This window comes from Citrobacter sp. B72, from assembly GCF_016894305.1.
Classification (GTDB): domain Bacteria; phylum Pseudomonadota; class Gammaproteobacteria; order Enterobacterales; family Enterobacteriaceae; genus Citrobacter; species Citrobacter portucalensis.
This window is the reverse complement of sequence record NZ_CP069802.1, coordinates 246,606-267,064: the sequence shown is the minus strand read 5'-3', so window position 1 is coordinate 267,064 and position 20,459 is coordinate 246,606. Positions and strand designations below refer to the sequence as shown.

General features: G+C 47.3%; 25 protein-coding genes. 23 read left to right on the top strand and 2 right to left on the bottom strand.

Translation table 11 applies throughout. The features are described from left to right. Positions 1-28 precede the first annotated feature (28 nt). Positions 29-1,567, top strand: a complete 1,539-nt coding sequence (gene tnpC / locus JQN59_RS25515; protein ID WP_042922208.1) for an IS66 family transposase — start codon at positions 29-31, stop codon at positions 1,565-1,567. A 33-nt stretch (positions 1,568-1,600) separates the two neighbouring features. On the opposite strand, the gene JQN59_RS25510 is transcribed toward tnpC, so the two are convergent. Together JQN59_RS25510 and JQN59_RS25505 are read right to left on the bottom strand one after the other, a co-directional pair. Further along, entirely contained in the window at positions 1,601-1,906 is a 306-nt protein-coding gene (locus JQN59_RS25510) for a hypothetical protein (RefSeq protein ID WP_239484233.1), read from the bottom strand. Between the two features lie 436 nt (positions 1,907-2,342). Beyond that, positions 2,343-3,040 (bottom strand): IS1-like element IS1B family transposase gene (locus tag JQN59_RS25505; RefSeq protein ID WP_095033700.1). Its coding sequence is split into 2 segments (ribosomal slippage): positions 2,343-2,791 and positions 2,791-3,040, totalling 699 coding nucleotides; the frame shifts between segments, so codons are not numbered across the junction. A gap of 252 nt (positions 3,041-3,292) precedes the next feature. Between JQN59_RS25505 and JQN59_RS27100 the strand changes: the two genes are divergently transcribed. The 22 genes from JQN59_RS27100 (at position 3,293) to JQN59_RS25395 (ending at position 20,448) form a co-directional block, all read left to right on the top strand. Next, the gene (locus JQN59_RS27100; protein ID WP_000288449.1) at positions 3,293-3,529 is read left to right on the top strand and encodes a hypothetical protein; all 237 of its coding nucleotides are present in this window, start codon (positions 3,293-3,295) and stop codon (positions 3,527-3,529) included. Between the two features lie 103 nt (positions 3,530-3,632). Beyond that, entirely contained in the window at positions 3,633-4,064 is a 432-nt protein-coding gene (locus tag JQN59_RS25495) for a hypothetical protein (protein WP_001251242.1), read from the top strand. Between the two features lie 236 nt (positions 4,065-4,300). Continuing rightward, entirely contained in the window at positions 4,301-4,489 is a 189-nt protein-coding gene (locus JQN59_RS25490; RefSeq protein ID WP_001107529.1) for a hypothetical protein, read from the top strand. 32 nt (positions 4,490-4,521) lie between these two features. Then, positions 4,522-4,773: a hypothetical protein gene (locus JQN59_RS25485; RefSeq protein ID WP_000115760.1), complete on the top strand. Its 252-nt coding sequence runs from the start codon at positions 4,522-4,524 to the stop codon at positions 4,771-4,773. A gap of 402 nt (positions 4,774-5,175) precedes the next feature. After that, positions 5,176-7,566: an Ig-like domain-containing protein gene (locus JQN59_RS25480; RefSeq protein WP_176556462.1), complete on the top strand. Its 2,391-nt coding sequence runs from the start codon at positions 5,176-5,178 to the stop codon at positions 7,564-7,566. Between the two features lie 433 nt (positions 7,567-7,999). Next, positions 8,000-8,470 (top strand): hypothetical protein, encoded by a 471-nt coding sequence (locus tag JQN59_RS25475; RefSeq protein ID WP_000170639.1) that lies wholly within the window; start codon positions 8,000-8,002, stop codon positions 8,468-8,470. A 49-nt stretch (positions 8,471-8,519) separates the two neighbouring features. Then, a complete protein-coding gene (locus JQN59_RS25470) occupies positions 8,520-8,816 on the top strand; it encodes a type II toxin-antitoxin system RelE/ParE family toxin (RefSeq protein ID WP_000581857.1) in 297 nt (98 codons plus the stop codon). A 44-nt stretch (positions 8,817-8,860) separates the two neighbouring features. Then, complete coding sequence (locus tag JQN59_RS25465) at positions 8,861-10,006, top strand: hypothetical protein (protein ID WP_000339750.1); 1,146 nt, start codon at positions 8,861-8,863, stop codon at positions 10,004-10,006. Between the two features lie 405 nt (positions 10,007-10,411). After that, positions 10,412-10,789: a hypothetical protein gene (locus tag JQN59_RS25460; protein WP_000645320.1), complete on the top strand. Its 378-nt coding sequence runs from the start codon at positions 10,412-10,414 to the stop codon at positions 10,787-10,789. A gap of 91 nt (positions 10,790-10,880) precedes the next feature. After that, entirely contained in the window at positions 10,881-11,309 is a 429-nt protein-coding gene (locus JQN59_RS25455) for a hypothetical protein (protein ID WP_000069824.1), read from the top strand. A gap of 64 nt (positions 11,310-11,373) precedes the next feature. Next, positions 11,374-11,631, top strand: a complete 258-nt coding sequence (locus JQN59_RS25450) for a hypothetical protein (RefSeq protein ID WP_001290639.1) — start codon at positions 11,374-11,376, stop codon at positions 11,629-11,631. A gap of 155 nt (positions 11,632-11,786) precedes the next feature. Beyond that, positions 11,787-12,395, top strand: coding sequence for a hypothetical protein (locus JQN59_RS25445; protein WP_000833775.1), 609 nt, complete (start codon positions 11,787-11,789; stop codon positions 12,393-12,395). A 170-nt stretch (positions 12,396-12,565) separates the two neighbouring features. Beyond that, positions 12,566-13,816 (top strand): site-specific DNA-methyltransferase, encoded by a 1,251-nt coding sequence (locus JQN59_RS25440; RefSeq protein ID WP_000104393.1) that lies wholly within the window; start codon positions 12,566-12,568, stop codon positions 13,814-13,816. 294 nt (positions 13,817-14,110) lie between these two features. Then, positions 14,111-14,431 carry a hypothetical protein gene (locus tag JQN59_RS25435; protein ID WP_000834113.1) on the top strand — a complete coding sequence of 107 codons (321 nt, stop codon included), beginning with the start codon at positions 14,111-14,113 and terminating at the stop codon, positions 14,429-14,431. A 242-nt stretch (positions 14,432-14,673) separates the two neighbouring features. Then, a complete protein-coding gene (locus JQN59_RS25430; protein ID WP_000556022.1) occupies positions 14,674-15,000 on the top strand; it encodes a hypothetical protein in 327 nt (108 codons plus the stop codon). Positions 15,001-15,065: 65 nt separating this feature from the next. Continuing rightward, complete coding sequence (locus tag JQN59_RS25425; RefSeq protein ID WP_001052325.1) at positions 15,066-15,323, top strand: hypothetical protein; 258 nt, start codon at positions 15,066-15,068, stop codon at positions 15,321-15,323. A 229-nt stretch (positions 15,324-15,552) separates the two neighbouring features. Next, on the top strand, positions 15,553-16,344 hold the full coding sequence (locus JQN59_RS25420) for a hypothetical protein (protein WP_000774871.1): 792 nt from the start codon (positions 15,553-15,555) through the stop codon (positions 16,342-16,344). 50 nt (positions 16,345-16,394) lie between these two features. Continuing rightward, positions 16,395-16,844: a hypothetical protein gene (locus tag JQN59_RS25415; protein ID WP_000182312.1), complete on the top strand. Its 450-nt coding sequence runs from the start codon at positions 16,395-16,397 to the stop codon at positions 16,842-16,844. A 165-nt stretch (positions 16,845-17,009) separates the two neighbouring features. After that, positions 17,010-19,394: a phosphoadenosine phosphosulfate reductase domain-containing protein gene (locus JQN59_RS25410; RefSeq protein ID WP_000469469.1), complete on the top strand. Its 2,385-nt coding sequence runs from the start codon at positions 17,010-17,012 to the stop codon at positions 19,392-19,394. A gap of 249 nt (positions 19,395-19,643) precedes the next feature. Continuing rightward, positions 19,644-19,883, top strand: coding sequence for a hypothetical protein (locus tag JQN59_RS25405; protein ID WP_001180999.1), 240 nt, complete (start codon positions 19,644-19,646; stop codon positions 19,881-19,883). 62 nt (positions 19,884-19,945) lie between these two features. After that, the gene (locus JQN59_RS25400; RefSeq protein ID WP_000172888.1) at positions 19,946-20,257 is read left to right on the top strand and encodes a hypothetical protein; all 312 of its coding nucleotides are present in this window, start codon (positions 19,946-19,948) and stop codon (positions 20,255-20,257) included. Then, positions 20,254-20,448: a hypothetical protein gene (locus JQN59_RS25395; RefSeq protein ID WP_000159617.1), complete on the top strand. Its 195-nt coding sequence runs from the start codon at positions 20,254-20,256 to the stop codon at positions 20,446-20,448. Before JQN59_RS25400 ends, JQN59_RS25395 begins: the two co-directional genes overlap by 4 nt. The last annotated feature ends 11 nt before the right edge of the window (positions 20,449-20,459 follow it).

Sequence of the window (20,459 nt, the reverse complement as noted above, 5' to 3'; positions counted from 1 at the left end):
CAGAATAAGCCTGGTAAAATGCGGGCTTATGAACGACACCTCTTCTGACGACATCCTTCTGCTGAAACAGCGCCTGGCTGAACAGGAAGCGTTGATCCACGCCCTGCAGGAAAAGCTGAGCAACCGGGAGCGCGAAATAGACAAGCTGCAGGCGCAGCTGGATAAACTTCGCCGGATGAACTTCGGCAGTCGTTCCGAAAAGGTCTCCCGCCGCATCGCACAGATGGAAGCCGACCTGAACCGGCTGCAGAAAGAAAGCGATGCTCTGACCGGTCGGGTGGATGACCCGACAGTGCAGCGTCCGTTGCGTCAGACCCGCACCCGCAAACCGTTCCCCGCATCACTCTCCCGTGACGAAAAACGGCTGCTGCCGGCAGAGGCATGCTGCCCGGACTGCGGCGGTGCGTTGAGTTACCTGGGCGAAGATGCCGCCGAACAGCTGGAGCTGATGCGCAGCGCCTTCAGGGTTATCCGGACCGTGCGGGAAAAACACGCCTGCACAAAATGCGACGCCATCGTGCAGGCCCCCGCGCCTTCACGCCCCATCGAGCGGGGTATCGCCGGGCCGGGGCTGCTGGCGCGCGTGCTGAGTTCAAAGTATGCAGAGCATACCCCGCTGTATCGTCAGTCAGAAATATACGGTCGCCAGGGTGTGGACCTGAGCCGTTCACTGCTGTCGGGCTGGGTGGATGCATGCTGCCGGCTGCTGTCACCGCTGGAAGAGGCGCTTCAGGACTATGTCCTGACCGATGGCAAACTCCATGCCGATGATACCCCGGTGCAGGTGCTGTTGCCGGGTAATAAGAAGACGAAGACCGGGCGGTTGTGGACATACGTTCGCGACGACCGCAACGCCGGGTCAGCGCTGGCACCGGCCGTGTGGTTCGCCTATAGCCCGGACAGAAAAGGCATCCACCCGCAGACCCATCTTGCCGGCTTCAGCGGTGTGCTGCAGGCGGATGCATACGCCGGGTTCAACGAGCTTTACCGCAATGGCCGGATAATGGAAGCCGCCTGCTGGGCTCACGCCCGCCGAAAAATCCACGATGTGCATGTCCGAACGCCATCGGCGCTGACGGATGAAGCCCTGAAGCGTATCGGCGAGTTGTATATCATCGAGGCGGAAATAAGGGGAATACCGGCAGAACAGCGCCTTGCCGAACGTCAGCAGAAAACGAAGCCACTGCTGAAATCACTGGAAAGCTGGCTGCGTGAAAAGATGAAAACCCTGTCGCGACACTCAGAACTGGCGAAAGCGTTCGCATACGCCCTGAACCAGTGGCCGGCCCTGACGTACTATGCAGACGATGGCTGGGCGGAAGCAGATAACAACATCGCTGAAAATGCTCTGCGGACGGTCAGCCTGGGTCGAAAAAACTGGCTGTTCTTCGGTTCGGATCACGGAGGTGAGCGCGGCGCGTTGCTGTACAGCCTGATCGGGACGTGCAAACTGAACGGTGTGGAGCCAGAAAGCTACCTCCGCTATGTCCTTGACGTCATTGCTGACTGGCCGATAAACCGGGTCAGCGAACTGCTCCCCTGCCGCGTAGCATTGCCAACTGAATAACACCTCCCCGTCAATACGGTTCTCGCTGCACGCTTACTTTTTAGCGAGCGAAGGTAAGGAAGCATCAGGCTCTACAAGGAGGTGAGGGATGTTCTCTTTGATTCCGAGATAACGTACCGGCTGGCCATTAAGCGGTAACCCATCCGACACTGTAACTTCTGTTCCTGGCAAGACGACGCTGTTTACCAGACCTCCACAATGTTCGGCCACCACGCGGCCTAAATCTGCCATAAACATCCGATGCTTTTCTGGTGAGTCCAGCTCACCAAGGAGTTCAGGTTTAAGCAGTAAACCGGTAATAATCTCAGTCAGTTCACGAGGAGATACTAATTTATACATTTTGTTTTCCTTTTCTGTGTTGGCTTTATATTACCAATCCAGATGCACGAGCTAATAACCTCCAGACAACTTTTTCAAAAATTATTTACTTAAAGCAGGGTGCTAATATGCGCAAGAAATGAATTTAGGAAGGACGGCTTCAAATTTAACTTTTTGGTTTTTTATTTTAGACGGACTTTAAAATAGCATCGTTGATAAAATAATAAACATGGTTTGTTTTTTTGTTTGTATTGACAATCAAATGGGTATAAATTAATTTACTTACATGGCGTATATTTAACGCCACCGCCCCGGCGGCACCGGGCATAAAAGGAAAACCATTTTGAAACCGATGCTCAAAAAAGATTTTTTTTCAGCTATTGAAAACCTTCTCAAAGCTGGCTTTCAACCTCGCTTTTACACTGTTAACAGTGGCCGAATCGGTAATGACTCCAACTTATTGATAGTGTTTTATGTTCAGATAATGCCCGATGACTTTGTCATGCAGCTCCACCGATTTTGAGAACGACAGCGACTTCCGTCCCAGCCGTGCCAGGTGCTGCCTCAGATTCAGGTTATGCCGCTCAATTCGCTGCGTATATCGCTTGCTGATTACGTGCAGCTTTCCCTTCAGGCGGGATTCATACAGCGGCCAGCCATCCGTCATCCATATCACCACGTCAAAGGGTGACAGCAGGCTCATAAGACGCCCCAGCGTCGCCATAGTGCGTTCACCGAATACGTGCGCAACAACCGTCTTCCGGAGCCTGTCATACGCGTAAAACAGCCAGCGCTGGCGCGATTTAGCCCCGACGTATCCCCACTGTTCGTCCATTTCCGCGCAGACGATGACGTCACTGCCCGGCTGTATGCGCGAGGTTACCGACTGCGGCCTGAGTTTTTTAAATGGCGGAAAATCGTGTTGAGGCCAACGCCCATAATGCGGGCGGTTGCCCGGCATCCAACGCCATTCATGGCCATATCAATGATTTTCTGGTGCGTACCGGGTTGAGAAGCGGTGTAAGTGAACTGCAGTTGCCATGTTTTACGGCAGTGAGAGCAGAGATAGCGCTGATGTCCGGCGGTGCTTTTGCCGTTACGCACCACCCCGTCAGTAGCTGAACAGGAGGGACAGCTGATAGAAACAGAAGCCACTGGAGCACCTCAAAAACACCATCATACACTAAATCAGTAAGTTGGCAGCATCACCGCCGAATCGGTCTCATTACATTCACTGATAAAAATGGAACAAAACAGGTCGAACAGGTTTATTCCTGCACTTCTTTAGCCGCCAATACTTTTGGAAAGCGCTTCACCACTTGGTTAGAAGAAATTTTTCAAAAGCATAATGAAGAAAAAGTAGCTGATTCCGGGTTCGAGGTTGGTAGCCGTGTCTGGGATAAATTGATGTATACGTTGCGCACCATTTCAGAAATTCGTGCCGGGGGGGTGCTGGTGCTGGATAACGGTGCACAGCGTACACTGGATGAAGTGCAAAAAACGGCACCTGAAACAAACCAGGTGGAGCCAAAGGAAATCTCTTCACTTCAGGAGCTGCTGAACGCTTCCAAAAATCTGGAGCCGACTTCGCCTGAGCTAATTGCGGCTCTTAATGAGGCTCTGTCAACCGCCATAAAACGGTGAATGCAACGGCAGTCTGGCACATCAGGCCTTGTCAGAGATTAGGCCTGAAAAGCACTTACGTACCGATATAACACCTAATTCCCCTCTAAGGAGATTGCCCTAAATGGCGATGAATAAAAAAGAACAAGCCGCGTATGATGAGCTGGTGGCACAGGCCAGAATAAACCGCGCTTTACGCTGGTCTGACTATGGCGTTGAACGCGATATGCCCGTACCAGAGGTCTCGGGGGAATACCAAAACGGCTGGAGCTTCAACACCGCCACTGGCACTGTTTATCCGACATGGAGCGGAACTACGGTTCACGGCACACGGGAAGAGGGAGAGGTTGTCGATGCAACCTCCCGCCGCATGCGAGGCATGAATGGTAGCCAGAACGGCATACCACAATACAGCACCAAAGAACGCGCCCTGAAGGCATTACGCTGTTCGCTTGAAATCAAGTTTGCCATGCAGCTGGATGCCATAGATAAAGCTATCGCAAAAGAAATAGAGCTGTCCACCGCTCGCCGGGAGAGCGATACATCAGATGCCTAGCGGTAAACCATCAATTCAGGCCCGTGATCAGAGGGGCCTTAACGCCCTGAAAGAGGCGGTTCCAGCGACGGCACAACTACAGATGCGGGTTACCCCTGAACGTAAACTGCGTTACGTCAATCAGGCAAAGGCCGAAGGTCTGGGTCTAACAGACTGGGTCCAAAAGCATATGGATAACGTGTGTGATCTGGCAGGCCAGCCTGAAATAACCATGTACAAAGATGATGGAGAAACAAGTGGCCAAAAATAACAACAGTCTCAAACAGCATGTCTTCAATATGCTGTCGGCTGGCAGCGAACTTAAAGAAGTGAAGCGTTTTCTCACCAGCAAGCGAGTTAAAGCCCGCCTGGCAGTGTCAATGATCCACGAGCAGGCGATTGCTGTGCAGAACACTGAATACCAGAATTATCCGGCTTATAGCTAACTGGTAACAACAATTACAGAGAGATACTTAAAATGAGCGTAAACCCAGAATACACCAGGGTTCAGCATGTCCAGATTATTCGCGAGCGAGATGGGCAGAAGGAAGTTGTTCGAGTCTATGATGAAGATGGCGACGTGGTTCTGTGTTTACCTGCCTACATTCAGGATGAGGAAATAAATCTTATTCTGCGCCGGTTGAATGACGTATATTCAGTCGGATATCGTGTAGGTGATGCAGCCCGCCGCCGCGCCATCAAAAAAGCGCTGGGGGATGATGAGGAGTAAGGCCATTTTTACTGGCAAGATATCTGTATACCGGAGTCTTTAGAGTACGTTCTAATGGCTCCGGATTATTAATACTGTTTTACTCATGCAATAAAAAGCAAACCAAAATTCTTTCGCTAATTCATTTTTAAATGCTCAAATCATTAAATGTAAGGAGCGTTATTTATCAATAGGTATGGCGTTCTTAATGGCTATTAAGCTAGTTCTGCTTTCGCTTGCTTCTGGAAATTAGGGAAACCTAATTTTACCCTATCAAAAAGTAACTTTTCTGGTTTTGTTGCATTCACGTAAACAAAAAAAGTCCCGCCGGGCAGAAAAGAAAAACATCAAAAATAGCTATTTTCCCGAAAAGATCACGAACACTGAAAAAGTATCATGGGGAACCTGATCAGGAGACAACCCATGAAAATCAAACTAGCCCTGCTTATTGCATTTGCAGGTTTCAGCGCAGGAGCTTCCGCTGAAATCGCAGAATTCAGCTTTAAAGATACCCTGAACGTTAAAAAGACCGTATCGCCTGCATCCGTATGGATTAATCCGGTAACGAGCTTTGACGTTGCCGTTATTTCCGGTCTGGACCGTTATATTACGCTCAGTCTGCTGAAAAGTGACGGGAGCCTCATCTGGAGCACGAAAAGCAGCCTGGTTACCGTTGATGACCGTACCACATCTTCGACAGGCTTTGATTATTACGGCAAGACTCTGACCGTACCAGCGATGGGAGAAGATAGCTTCACCCTCAGAGAGGTGATTACCGACTTGCAAGGGAAGGAGGTCTCCCGGCAGGATTACCCGCTTGCAATTGACCGAACGCCTCCGGCAACGGGTACCATAAGTTATACGAGAAATGGGTGGAACTTTGGCAGCGAAGCGATCTTCACTTCAGTACCAGCCGGTATGCAGTACGCCAGCGTCCAGGCACTGGTCTTTAATGGACTGAGTGATAAAGGTTCCGGGCTTGCTAATGCTGAATATTTCATAACCGATGCCGCTGGAGTGGAGCGTAAAAAGCCAGCGGAAATTAATACAGTGGAAGGTAGCGTAACCGTTCAAGTCGCCGACGCAAGCAGCAATGCCCTGGCACCGGAAAACCGCTCTGAATATAAAGTGGGGATCTACCTTTATGACAAAGCGGGAAACAGGAGCGAACTAAGCCGCCGAAGCGTAATTGATCGGGTTAAGCCTGACGATATCATCCAGGTGCAGGACGCCACTACCGGATCATGGGTCTCCTATCAGTCTGGCATGACCGTCTTCCAGAACCCTATTTCCGTACGGGTATTAAGGAAGAAAAGTGACTTTACTGCTGTTAACGGTTCCAAATATGGCTGGGCGGACTCGAATTTCCAGACGTCCGATAGCACTTATAATATCTATACTTTCAAATACATATATCCAAATGTGGGGGATACTTATCATGAATTTCAGACTCTGGCGGGAGGAGTAAGACGAATTCATCATAACTCCCTCAACTTCACTCCAGCCCCGGCGATGGAAATAGCCCCGAAGATAGTGGCTAAAGAGATGTACCGGAGTGATACCAGTGAGTGGTTAACTCAGGCCTCAATCAGCGTTAAAACCGCCACCATTAGCCGCATAAAGGTAACCGCAGAACCCCGACCATACGTGCAAAAGTTCAGAACGGTAAAAAATGCAGCCTGGTTCTGCACTATTCCTGTCGGACAAAGTTTATGCGAGATGACGGTTAACTTCAACTACACCAGTGACAAAGGATTTGAGTATCTGCATCTTTACTCGGGAAAAGATGGTGACAGCATATTCGATGCGCTTGCTGGTAATTTTACGGTTATCTGGGATAACAACCCACCGGTGGTTAATGTCGCTCAGGTAAACAAGGCCTCCAAGACAATCACTATGACGGCCACCGATAATGATCGCGTCAACGCCTGGAACATCAGCTACTGGGATACCAAAGTTTTCGAAGCCACCCTTAAAAATGCCCGGGGGGAAACTTTCACCCTGAAGCCTGTGACTGTCAGTGAAAGCGATTATAAAACCAAAAACGCCACTTTCTCATACGCTGGTCTACCGGACGGGGATTATACGGTTGTTAGCGTGTCTGCCACGGATCTTGTTGGAAACACAGGAACCAAAACGCTTAATGCACCGCTGAAAATTGACTCAACGCTTCCGGTTATTGCGTTCAGCTTTAATGGCGCAGACGCAGAAGGAAAACTGGTTAAAGGGCTTGAGAACCTACGCATAAGCGTTACTGATGCCTCTGGGGATGCTTCCCTGATATCGCTTCAGCTCGCTGGTGGACCTAACTCTGAAAAGGTCACCCTTGCATTCACGCCGCTATCCAAGGATGTCTTTATTCCTGAATACCCCAGAATCTTCCCCAATACTGACGAATCGGGACAGATGTATCATCTGGAGGCTCTGGCTATTGACGAATCAGGTAACCGGACCACTAAAACGCTTAATTTTACCTACCAGCCAGCTAACCTGATTATGCTGGATAATCTCAAGACGCTGGCCACAGCCGTAGCACTGAAAGCAACGGACAACACGCCGCTGGCCATCATCCGAACCAGTGTGTTGCGTCGTCAGGACGGTTCTATCATTACCGGACAGTTAAACGGAACCCTGACTGTTCAGAAAAACGCCCAGTTCGGCGTTACGGTTGCCGGAGTTACGGTCCAGCCTGGTGAAACTAAATCGCTGTCACTGGATCTTGGTAATGGTGAAGAGCGCACATATCCCGTTACTCCCGCTGTAAGTGGTCAATCTGGCACGGCCACATTTGCTATAGAATTCCCTCAAACATAAACCCTACACAAGGGTACGGTAGTATGCCGTACCCTGTTACGCCATCCTCAATGTAAAATGTAGAGTTGAGCATGACTTAATTATTACTTTCTCATTAAGTGTCTCTTAAACTGCAAACGGGAAAGTAATATTCCCGAGACGGGAAGGACTCCTTCCTTTTGGTTATAATCTATGATGCTAAACTGTGTAATTACACCGGAACAATGTCCTCGTTTAAATCGCTGGCACCAGTACATGATTTATCCATGAATGCTTTTTGATGCAATTTTACTTCAGAATGCTCTTAATTTTTTAAACAAATTATATTTGAATCCTTCGTGTATAAATTTGCAGACCCTCTCTCAATGTTTTTTTAAAATATTTACTCTCAGGTTATTAGCCAGTAGATTCATTCTGTCATGATTACTCCAGAACTAACCGGAGGAATCACATTATGACCAAATATTATGATCGCAGTGGAATTGAAATCTCCAGCGCAAAAATCCGCTGTGTTGATTCTGTAAAAGGTACTGCGGAATATACTTTTCGTATTGTTTGCGATAAATGCAATGGGCGGGGAGAGCGTAAGCATTTTTATAGAAGTCGCTGTATGGCTTGTAAAGCCACGGGTTACAGCCTCGAAACGACCCGTACTGCTTACACGCTGAATGCGCTGTACCGCATTAATGCGCAAGCTGCCCGCAAAGTGTCAGCATCCCTGCAAGACGAGCGTTTAAGGACTGAAAGCGCCCACAGTTCTGCGTTCACAGCATGGTGCAGGTCTCATCAAAAAATGGTTGATGCAATCACCCAACAATCCAGTAGTAATAATTTTCTGGAAAGCCTTAAGTCTTCTTTAACCCACCAGCGTCAGTTAAGTGATAAGCAGCTGGCAGTTGCCGCCCGCATTTTAGGTATTCATTAATTCAAAGCCCTTTTAATTTAATTTTAAGGTCAATTATTACGGAGGAACTATGATCCATTCATTTAAAGACAGACGGCTTGAAAAGTTCTTCCGTAATGGAAAAACAACGGCAGGTATTCCTTCTGAAATTATTAACGCAATTCTGTGTCGACTTGAAACGCTGGATAATGTCCAGAGTGAGCGGGAGTTATTATCCAACAGCTTGCGTTATGAACGCTTAAGAATGACGTCAAACCGTTATTCCTCCATTCGAGTAAACTCTAAGTATCGATTATTCTTTGAATGGAATGATGGCGCACATAATGTTCATTTGTCTGCACATGACTATAAATCGCTCATCCATTAAGGTTAAAAATGAAGCTATTTTCAATTTCATCCCGGGATACAAGCATGGACGCGATGTTTTATATCCAGGCCAGTACTAAACAACAGGCAAGTTACATATTTAGTACCCTTTCCCCGAAGCCTACTGCGAACTGCCAGCTTACAGATTTGCAGAATGAGACGGTCGTCCCTTCCATAAGCCCTATTTCGCTTTCACTTAACCCCTGGTCGATCAATTCCCAGTCCCGAACCCGGGAACTGCGTATGGCCACGCATGGTCTTAACCTGATCTGTGCAGTCACGGATGAGCATACCCGTCAGATAGTTGACTTTTGCGATAACCTTGGACAGCAGCTTAAGGATCCGGACGACAAAAGCGCCTGGGTTAAGCTCATTAATTCTGAATGCGCTTTGCTTAATTCTCCGCGTCTCTATCCCGTTCTGCTTGAGCCGGATACACCGGCACAATTTGAAATCTTTGTGCCAGCTCCGGAAGATGGAGAACACGACACGGTCATAGCCAGCGTTGTTAAAGAATGTTTCGGAGATGAATGCCGGTACAGAGTAACGGACAAAGCTTTTGCAATGTCGGAAAAGCCAGTCATCAGGCTGGAAGCTCATTTCAATGACAAACGCGAAAAGGTTTTAGAACTGACCTTTTCCTGTTTCAATCTTTCACTCTCAGCGTCCGTGCATGAAAACCAGCTACGTCAGATTTTGTTACTTTGCGAAGACTTTGGCGTAAGGCTTCAGGGTAGAGCAGGGGCATCCTGCCACGTTAATATGCGCAGTGCTTACCGTCGTCTTGCTCATGTTGGCACCGGCTCTCGCCCAGGTGATGACAGTGATGTGCGGGTCTATACCTCGTTAAAAGAAGAAAAAGATGTTAAGAGGCTGCTTGATAAGTCAACCAGGGGAAGTGAGCTTGTACCGGCGAGGCACGGGCAGCAGTTTAACGGGGTCTTAGTGAATGCCACACCCGCATCGGCCACTACTGGTTTCATTTACCTTTCGCATGATTTTCCGGAAGGCCAGTTTATGATGACAGCCGAGGTGTTGCATGTTGGAATTACACCAGGCGGTATTTACTACATTGAAACACTGGACGGTTACCGGTTTATCGTGACAGCGTTTGAGAAGGGATTAATGAACGGTTTGAGGGAGTTTATAGCTGCAAATGAGGAATATTTTAAGTATTACCGCTGGTCTTAGTATCTGAGCTGAAACCGGTAGGCCAGGGAAGGCAACCGGGAAAATGCAATTTAACCTGATCCTATACCTACGACTATCTTTATCCACTTATAATAGCCTCACCAAATTATAATGCCCGATCACCGCATTTGCTTAAACCTCACATATTCTTCTTATGCTTCCCCTGATAATCTACGACCGAAAGACAAAGGAAAGTGAATACGAAATAAGATTTATGAGCACATAAAAGTTACTTTTCCTTGGTGGCACATCACAAACATTGTGGGTTTCATAATCCTTTTTGTTATTTAAAAAGGATGTGTTCAATTCTAATTAAAGGTGGTATTTTTTTTGAAAGTTTGCTGGGAGGTTATTAGCTGGGGGGATGGGTAACAGTATAATAAGTACAGATGAAAAGGAGGTTTTATGAAAGCGTTAGACGTGGTTTCAACTCAACTCAACTTTATTAATCTGTTGGATCAGGCAGGATATGCTCTTTCAGAAATTGTTGTAAAACGCTTCAGTGCTGCACCAGCCTTTAACGAAGGGCACTGGTTGTTCATTGCAGAGCAGGATAACCGCTACATTGAAGTGGTCTGTATTCTCTCTTTAGCTTCAGAAAGCGGAGAGCAGCATATTGATGTTTTTATTAATATGTTCGAAGACCCGATTGATGATGTTATTTCACGAAACATTGAAACCAAAACCTTTGCGACGCTTTATAAATACATTGAACGTATACCTTTTACTCCGGGTGTAAAGAAAGAATTCTTGAGCAGTATTGAGAACATCAATTTTAGTTAATCAAAAACCACAACTTTTTGCCACCAAGTTATTAGGTAATGCTATCAACCTGATATAATTACCTTAACATGAATATGAGCGGAGCCGGGTTATGTCTAATAATACTGAAGTCATTAGCTGTGATTTATTTTCAACTCTATCTTCACTTAATTTTAGCACCGAGGATATTACAGGTTTGACTCCGGCCAACTTTCGAAAGGGAGCTTTCTTACATGCAAAAATTTCTGCTAGCCAGGCCACGCGAGCGACTGATATTTCCATTCAATTACTCACGGATCGTGTTTCAGGTGAAATGAACTACGTAATAGTAATTGGCAGGCACGAAGGACTCCTGCAAAGCGAAGCAATTGACCCAAACGCTGATAAGCAATACCGGGAAAACCGTTATTCTCGCCATTTTATCTCAGTAACCGATGCCAATACCAAAGCCCTGAAAAAAACCTGCAAGGTAATGAAAACATATATCAAAGAGCAGGCATTTAAGCCTAACACCTGGGGGCACAGTTTCATTAAGGGTTGATTTATTCTTGCCCCGGTGAGCCGGGGCAACGCTAAATTAACCTCAAACTGTGCTGGAGGCACAAATGTCTGAAAAACACTTTATCGTTAAAATCCAGAACCGAAACGGCGACCATGAGAATAGCTATGTTCGGTTACTCGTCAGCGATTGTGAGAAAAATGCTTGCCAGACGGCACTCATTTCAGAGTGCCATGGCGAGCTTGAACAGCTGAGTTTTGAAGACGGTGGGGTTTACGACTACAACGGCGAAAATCACTACAGTGTCAGGAGCTGCGTGGAGGTTGCTCCAGAAGACGTTGCAACTTTGCAACGCTTCCTTTAACACCTGCGACATTTGATTAAATATCGGGCGTCCGCTACAGGATGCCCGTGATTTAAACGATTCCTCAAAGATCGCTGTCACTCCTGATAACTGTATTAAGAGCAGGTTTGTGATAGGTTCAGCGTAACAACATTACTGGAATTTTGGTTGCCTTGATGAAGAGCTGCTTTTCTGATTTACCCGTTAAAGACGGCACGTCCGGAACCTGGAAACTGGACACATTCGAAATTACCGCAGATAAGGCGATGAGCCTCGCCCTTCGTGCCGAGTATACAGGTAATACAGACGAGTTTATCCCGCCCGGTAGATATCGGCGTTTGTCCAACGGCTGGGATGTGGTGATGTCCAATACCCCGATGGAGATCAGAACCTGCCAGGATTTTTTAGAGCGAGCCACCGGGCGCGTGCTCATTAATGGTCTTGGTCTGGGGATGGTGCTTCACGCCATTCTTCAAAAAGAAGATGTAACCCATGTAACAGTAATTGAAAAAGAACAGGACGTTATTAACCTCGTTGCGGCCTCGTTTGCAAACGATCCTCGCGTTGAAATTATCCATGCTGATGCAATGATGTATTGCCCACCAGCAGGCGTCACGTACAACGCATGCTGGCACGACATATGGCCAGACTTCGCAACAGCTAACCTCTCACAGATGGATAAGCTGGAAATTAAGTACCGGGACATCTGTGAATGGCAGGGCTCGTGGGGCAGGGAGGAGTGTGAGCAAAAGCACATTGAGTTTCAAAATCTTGGGGCTGATTGAGTACAACTTTTGAAGGTGTCTCCGCTAAAGAAGACTGGGTCTCTTTGCGCATGCCCAGCTGTGCTGCATGACCTGACAAAGCCTATAAATAAACAGATCGGTTTGATTTAGTAATCCCCCTTCCAACCATCAGGCCGATATTTAAACTGCATCTCCATTAAGGATGGCTGATGAGCACGATTTCTACGGATTTAATTGCACGGATCTACGCAGCCTCCGAATTGCCGTTGAGCAACGACGAGCTTTATCGCGAAGTGCAGCGTGAAACTGGCATGTCGGATGCCGAATTGCACGAACTGAAAGAATTTGGGTCAGATAAAACCAGAACCAGCGGCGTCAAACACAAAGTACGCTGGTTTCAGCAGACTCTTCGGCAGGCCGGAGTCATCGAACGCGTTCCAGAAAAACGGGGCGTCTGGAGATACTCCTCTAAGACGAAAACAAACCTACACGAGTCATGGGAAAAGCTCTGTGTTGTCGGTTTCTCAACTTCTCTTGGGGCATCGGTTTTTGGAAACGCCTATGCCTTCTTCAGCAATATCACAGAGCAAATTCATCTTTGCCTGACCTCGCCGCCTTACCTCCTTCGAAATTCAAGAGACTACGGGCATGGCGGGGGGCGTGGCGAGCAGGTTTATATTGACTGGCTTCTGCGTATCCTCGAACCGATCGTGAAACAGCTTGTACCCGGCGCAAGTGTGGCATTGAATATCACTCAAGATAGCTTTAATAGGGGCAGGCCTTCACGTTCTCTGTATCTGGAGCGTCTGACACTGGCATTATGTGACAAGCTGGGGCTTGAGCTCATGGACAGGCTTCAGTGGGTGAATCGCAGTAAGCCCCCATCGCCAACGCACTGGGCATGTAAGCAACGAGTGCAGCTCTGCTCATCGTATGAGCCTGTGCTGTGGTTTACCAATGATGCGAGTAAGGTTCGTTCAAACAACTTACGTGTACTGCAACCGCATTCAGAGCAGCATCTTAAATTGCAGGCAGCAGGCGGTGAAAATCGCACGACCTTTTATGGTGATGGGGCGTACCAGCTTAAAAGCGGATCCTTTGGAAATAAAACAGAAGGAACGATCCCCAAAAATACTTTGTTTTACGGCAATAGCTGCGCTGATACGAGATTTTGCCATTCCATTGCCCGCGAGCTAGGTTTTCCGCTGCATGGTGCAACGTCTCCTACCAGGCTTGCAGCGTTTCTGATTGAGTTTTTGACAGAGCCGGGAGATCTTGTTGTAGATCCCTTCGCTGGCCTGCATAAAGTTCCCATCGCAGCCGAGCGACTTGGCAGACGTTGGCTGGCGACGGACAAAATCATGGAATGGCTGGCGATTTCCCGAAACCTTTTTACGGCCGCACCGGGATATAAGAGTAACCCCATGCTGGACGAGCTCGCCGAACTGTATCGGGCTTAATGCAAGTTAACGGTTTTGATAAAGTGGTTTGAAGCGACAAGCGGTTTATTCATTTTGCATTGTTTCTACCATAAAATGACAATATTAACGGCTTAGCATACGCCGCAGAGATAATTAGGGTGCCATTCATTTCCGGTTGTCTGTATTAACGAGTGTATTCAATATTCACTTGTTTCTCCGATATAGACCCAACAAAAAAAACTGATGGTTGTGATACAGAACTTGTTGAATTAACATCCGGTACATTAACTATATTGGTAATTTAGACGGTTTCTAAATTAAAGGTGGACAGATATGAAGTCAGATACAGAAATGGTTTCTCCTATCGAGTTGCACATTGGCGATCATGTCCAGCGGCATGGTGCTTTATTTGAGGTTATGCATATTGTTGAATCCGAATGCGATATTCCCGGCGGCATCCGGGTAGCAGCATGCATTTCACGGGTTATCGGTGACGTTACGGGCAATATTCCTCGTGGTTGGCTGGAAACACCGAAGCGTATGGCTGAGCGAGGAGTTAAGTGGGCGACGAGTCTGCCTGAGGGGCTTTACTTTAACATCCAGGGGAACGCACATGCGAAAGTAAGCCGGGTTATTCGTAATGTGACTAATTGAAACTTTTTTCTGAATTGCGGTGTAAAAGTTACTTTTCACCGCATCGTTTTCCCTAACTACTAAATCAGAGCTTCTCTGAAATAAGCGGATTTAACCGCTAGCGATTTATTCAGGCCATTTTATTCTAATCATTATCCTACACTTCAAAAATATTCATTATTTTTTCTTCTGACCTATTAGCCAGAATTCTCGATTCGGTATCATTTACTTACGGTAAATCTTTTGAAAACGAGGTAAATGGCATGCATTCTCAGGATCCTATCACGAAATTAACCCAGACGTTGCAACGCGACGATGGTTCTCAGGTTCGTATTGTAGCGCAGCGGGGATATGGAAGTGGGCTTACAGCCTCGCTTGATGTGTACGTTCTCCGTCGTGATTCCTCTGAAAGCAACTGGTCACTGTGCGGAAAAGATCCTCACCCAGAGTGGAGAAAGATGTCAGTAGATGAGTATCAGAAATTTGGACGCTCTGAAATGCTGCGTTATGCCACACCAGGTGAAATTCTCAGGGTGGCATCCGCTATTGGCCAGCCAATGAGCTTCCTCGATGGCAACCCTGCGTTTTAGCCCGAACCCTGGCGACGCCTTTTAAACCGGCGTCATTCTTTTTACGAGCAACAGACGGAGAAAAAATGAATCTGAACGAACGAAGCACGAGCGCAGCAACGCCAGATTTGAGCCGACTTTATCTCATTTCCGGGCGCATTATGTTTGATGATGATGATCAGGCCTACCTGGTCGAAGCCGACTCCCCTGGTGATGCAGAGGAGGCTTTCCGGCATCATATTGCTGACAGTGCCGACGACTTAGAAAAGGTGATTATAGTTTCCTCTACAAGTTTCGCTTCAGCTCACAGCAGTCGCGTAATTTGTCGGCCTGCCGTGAAGTAATTTCAACTTCCAATGATATTTCCCTCTTTATAAAAGCCGCCGTCTGGCGGTTTTTATTTGCAAAAATGAATATTAATCCTGAATGATATTAATTTAAGATGAGGTAGTGTTCATATTCTTCTTCTTAATATTTTTTCTAAAAAAACGCCTTCAGGTTATTAGTTGGTATTAGTGTATTTGTTATGATCTTCTCATCAAATACATTAATTAAATAATCAAGGAGTCAACTGTGGCAGATAATTATACTCAGGCGTCGTTTATTATTCCCTGCACTCAGGAGCAGGCAAAAATGGCACAAGAAGCAATCACATTCGTTACCGAAGCAGAAATTGCAGAAGGTGAGCGTTTGCTTGATAAGCCACTGACAGATTGTTCTCTGACTGAGAAGCTGATCCTCAGTATTATCGAGAACCACCCTGAGTATGACCCTTCTGAGCCGAGCTTTGGGCAACCATCCTGCCCAGACTGCAATTATGAACTGTTGTTCGCAACAGAAGTTACCAGCAGTGGGCTGGCAGTTTTTCATGGAGAGACCATTGATCTTGACCATGCAATTTGCCTCACAACTGCCGTGCTGTCGGTATTCGACCTCTCGGAAATGGTAACAATTACTGCTGCATTTACATGCAGTAAAAGCCGGACAGATGAATTTGGGGGTATGACTATTCTGGTCACAAAGGATACCCACTATTACCAGGATGGCTGTCAGTTTTCTCGTCTCATGAATGAGGCTCACAAAGCCGGTATCCAGTATGCTCTGTGTAAAGTGACGCATTACCACGGTGAGAGCAGCTATGTGGCAAGCTATGTCCTGAGCTGCGACGTAGCGGATTCAGCCCAGGAGGTCGTTAACAAACGACTGAAGGCATGTGCCGGAAAAGAGCCAGAAGACGGAATCTATATTCTGTGTGAAGAAGACAACACTAGTCTTTCGGTCGAACTCGTTACAGAACTGTCTCCGCTCGATTACGACAAGCTGAGCAAGCTTCTCCCTTCCCTTGACACCCTTTGCGGCGCTTAAGCCTGCCAATTACCGTAGCCACCGGTTTCCCCGGTGGCCTGGAGCCTGCCATGACCAATAAATTCATAGTTTCTACCGTTGATTGTATCAATGAATTTGCAAGTGACGTTCCGCAGAGTGTTTCCTTACGGATAGATACAATGCTTGAACAGCGTATCCGCAAATTGGCGGCATACGTGAAAGAAAACGATCTTCATTTAACTGAGTTTTACTTCTATGACGCTAACTGGTCATTTTGTGGTGAAGATGAAATTCAAGAAATAAAAGACATGGATGAATATAAGCATAGCGACAGCATAAAGCAGGAAGCGATGCTGCGGGAAGTAATGCCATCAGCACGTACGGAATGCCCGGTTATTAGGGTGATGAAAGATTCATTTCAGCTTTCAGCTCTACCACGCCATTGTGGTGATGACATGACTCTTAACACTCCTTTTATTCCGCTGTCTGAGTTGAAAACAAATAATACGGCATTTATTACGCCGCCAACCTATAACTAATAGCTGTGCCGGGTGATTAAATTACAATGGATTATTTTTATATATATTGACATTAAATCCGCGTGATTTTGATTTAATATAATTTCGCTAAATGGTTGCGCTGTAGTTATTTTAAAGTTCTAATAATATCAGTGATGCAGCATATACCGTGGTTCAGGAAAATATATGTTTATTGAAAAAAGCGACTCATTCCTTGAATTATCCTCAGAAGTTATTTTTCCTGAGGCGGCTAATGCTGCCATTTTGAAACATGATAAATGGGCGGATGTTTGGGAGACCCTGACAACCGATGCCGATCTGAACTATACCGATGAAAAGGAGACTGTGAGTCTTTCTTCTCTGGTCATGTCAGCCACATCTGCTATTTATCAGGCTATTACGGACGGCTGGACAATGTGCGTGGGATACAGTGGCGGCAAAGACTCCCATTCTCTTCTGCACCTGTTTCTGATGGCATTGATCAGGGCAGTACGTAACGGCACAAATATCAGCGAACATCATTTCATTCAGATGTCCGATACGCTGATCGAAAACCCTGAGATGCACTATCAGGCTTCACAGGTTCTCAACCAGCTCAGAATGTTCATTGCTGAACACCAGCTACCGGTCACAGTCCTTGTCGCCCGACCGTCTCTTACGCAGAGCTGGGTCGGCCGCATTCTGACTGGGCGCGGACTTCCGACCTGGACTAATTCTTCTACCCGACAGTGCTCAACCGACTACAAAATCGCGCCCCTGCGCCAGGCCAAAGCTCGTTACCTGAAAAACGCCCCGGCATCCGTTCGAAGCAGGGTATGCCTGATGCTGGGCTCCAGGGATGATGAAAGTGCCCGAAGGGCCGGAAATATCCTCAAAATGGGAGGGCAGGCGAGGAAAGTAACCCTGACTGAGCACGGTGGTGAACTCTATCCGGTAAAGGAGTGGCGCACTCAGGACATCTGGTCTTTTCTGATGGCCTGTGGTTCCGAATCACGCTTCCCTTTACCAAGCTTTATGCCGGATAACTTCAGCCTGGCAACGCTTTATAAAGACGCCACCGGGGAGTGTATCTGGTCGCCGGAGAAACCCACTCGAACATCAGCTTGTGGGGCTCGATATGGGTGCTCGCTTTGCACAGCAGTAGGGGTTGACCATTCAATGGAAACGCTCCTTCGAACTGACCCGGAGAAATACGGTTATCAGGCTGGCCTGAGTCGTCTTCAGCGATTTCTTTCTAAGATCCAGTACGACTGGAGCCTGCGGGATTATATCGGTCGTAAAGTGTTCGAAGGCGGATATGTGCGTCTTCAACCCAATATCTTTTCTTCGTCCCTGACTGAACGTCTTTTTCATGCCTGTTGCAGCCTTGATTATGTTGAAGCAAGACGTGCGGCAGAGCATCGCAGAAAGCTACTTTCCGGCGAGGTTGACGATACGGCTTATAACCGTCGTATGGCTGAGCCACAATTTCGGCTTGTACAGGAAGCAAACGTGATCCACGTTGATTTCCTCTGGTCGTTGCACTGTTTCAACCCTCGCCCGTTTCGGGCAATTGAGATCTATCGCAGGGTCTGGGAAGAGGCCGATCTGGACCTTCTTGAGGATGAGCCTGACATGCAGCCTGTGCCCCGTACACCAATGCCAGCTCCACTCTGGATGAAACTGCCCGGAGGCCGGTTCGGTACAGCTTATGATGGACTGACTGATACGTTGCCGCTGATGACCTATTTTGACGGGCAGGCTGACCCCAGGGCTTCACGTAGCCTAAAGACCGGAGAGAGCAGTTCTGTCGTCGTGGCATTCGAGGAAGAGGATGAGCTGACTGTTGAAGAAGATACGGCGTCCTGGATTATCTGGCATGAATACGACGGGTTACGCCAGCGCATCGCTGACGGTGAGTTTACTCCAACGACTGCTGCTCAGTATCTTCTTCGTTATGGCGCGGTCCGAATTTCAAAAGGCAAGGGCGCTGTCTATCATCGTCTCGCACAACGGGGACAAACCTTTTCCCGCCTGGGGATAGGCGACAGAGTGTCGCTTCCAGAGCTGGTTGCCAGTCGGCGTTTTAAAATACTCAGTGATTCTGCATACCGTCAGGTTGTAGCCCGGAAATTGCGTGGACAGATAAAAAAGTTCAGATTCTGGGCATGCGTAGCTGCCTGTGTTCAGTTGCACGTACACAACAAGACGGCACTCGGAGAAAGAATTTTAACGTTACTCGAAGGTGAGAGGGAACAGCAACAAGGTGCGATCCAGGCGAAGCTGAAGGCGGGAATGATGGATGCAGTTCTAACTCTGTGTAACCAGCGACTCCGGGTGAAAGAAAATACTAACCAGCCAGAGGAGTTCCGCTATTACCGTGCCGTAAGAGCTCGTTTCATGCGCCATTTATCTGAATGCCTTAAGCCAGAAAATGGCGGCGTTATCCGTGACGTTATCTGGGAACTGAGGGTGCTGAGCAGTGCTCACGGTACGACCAAAACAGGTTTTTACTATGTCGATAGCAATCGCCCGACAGCGAAAGGACTGTTAAACCGCCTTCTGATGAGGATGGTCAAGCAGGTCGTATAAGCGTCTGAAACGCGAAACACACGAAAATGGAGGGGTTATACAAAAAAAACTTAGCTTTGATCGTGATGTAATGTGGACATCATGTCCAAGCGTTGCTGCATCCAGAAAAGTAACTTTAATCCTGTTGATACAGCCCTTGCATTACCTGTTTACGCATAGCGTGGAAACGTTCTAATTAAACCAGACGAATATAAATTTAAATTAATTCACTCACCCCCGGAATCGGGGAACTAAACAAAAGGATCATCAATGCAAAATCAAAATACACCCGCTCAGGAAAAACACACCGTATACCTTTTTAATGCCGAACATGCTGACAAGACAGCCGCCAAGCAAGCCGGGAAACTCTTCACGCTGGACATTGAACACCCAATGACCCTCAACGATCTCTCGCTGCTGTGTGAGTCGGTCGCGGACGCTGTGGGAGCACCTGGCGGAATTAAATATGAAATCACAACAGAGCCTAATGGGGTTCAGGAGGAATACTGAATCAGTGTGGTGTGAGTCCATTTTAATTTGACGTTTCATGAGTTCTATCGAGAGGCTGAAGTATGACTTTGAAAATGGAAAGTTCCCGGACTTCCAAGCCTGAGGGGCCATTTGTATTAATCACTTTTGAGGGGGACGAATTTCTTTTTGATGACAGACATAATGTCGTCAAGATAAATGGCAGGCCTAAAAAAATGGATGTAAAGCGAAATTATTTTGAGTCCGATCTGGGAGAAGGGAAAGCGAAATACTGGACTTTAAATATCGAAGAGGCTCATCGGTTCAATTCGATTGATGAAGCGACAGAACAACTTTGTAAACTGAGTCGCCCTCATCTGATCAAAATTCGCAAAGTTGAGGGGGTATCTGAATGACCAAAGAGATGTTTTTACGCATTTTAAATGAGGCACAGGCTCGTGTGGATAACGATTCGCTTCCGCTTGATGTTCGTATCCGGTCACGCACCACGGTAAATGATTGCGTCATCCGGGCAGATAAAGAGGGGTGGCCTATTGAGTATAAACAGAAGGTCTGGGTAGATGCAGTCAGTGGCTGTTATCTTTAGCGGTTACTTAA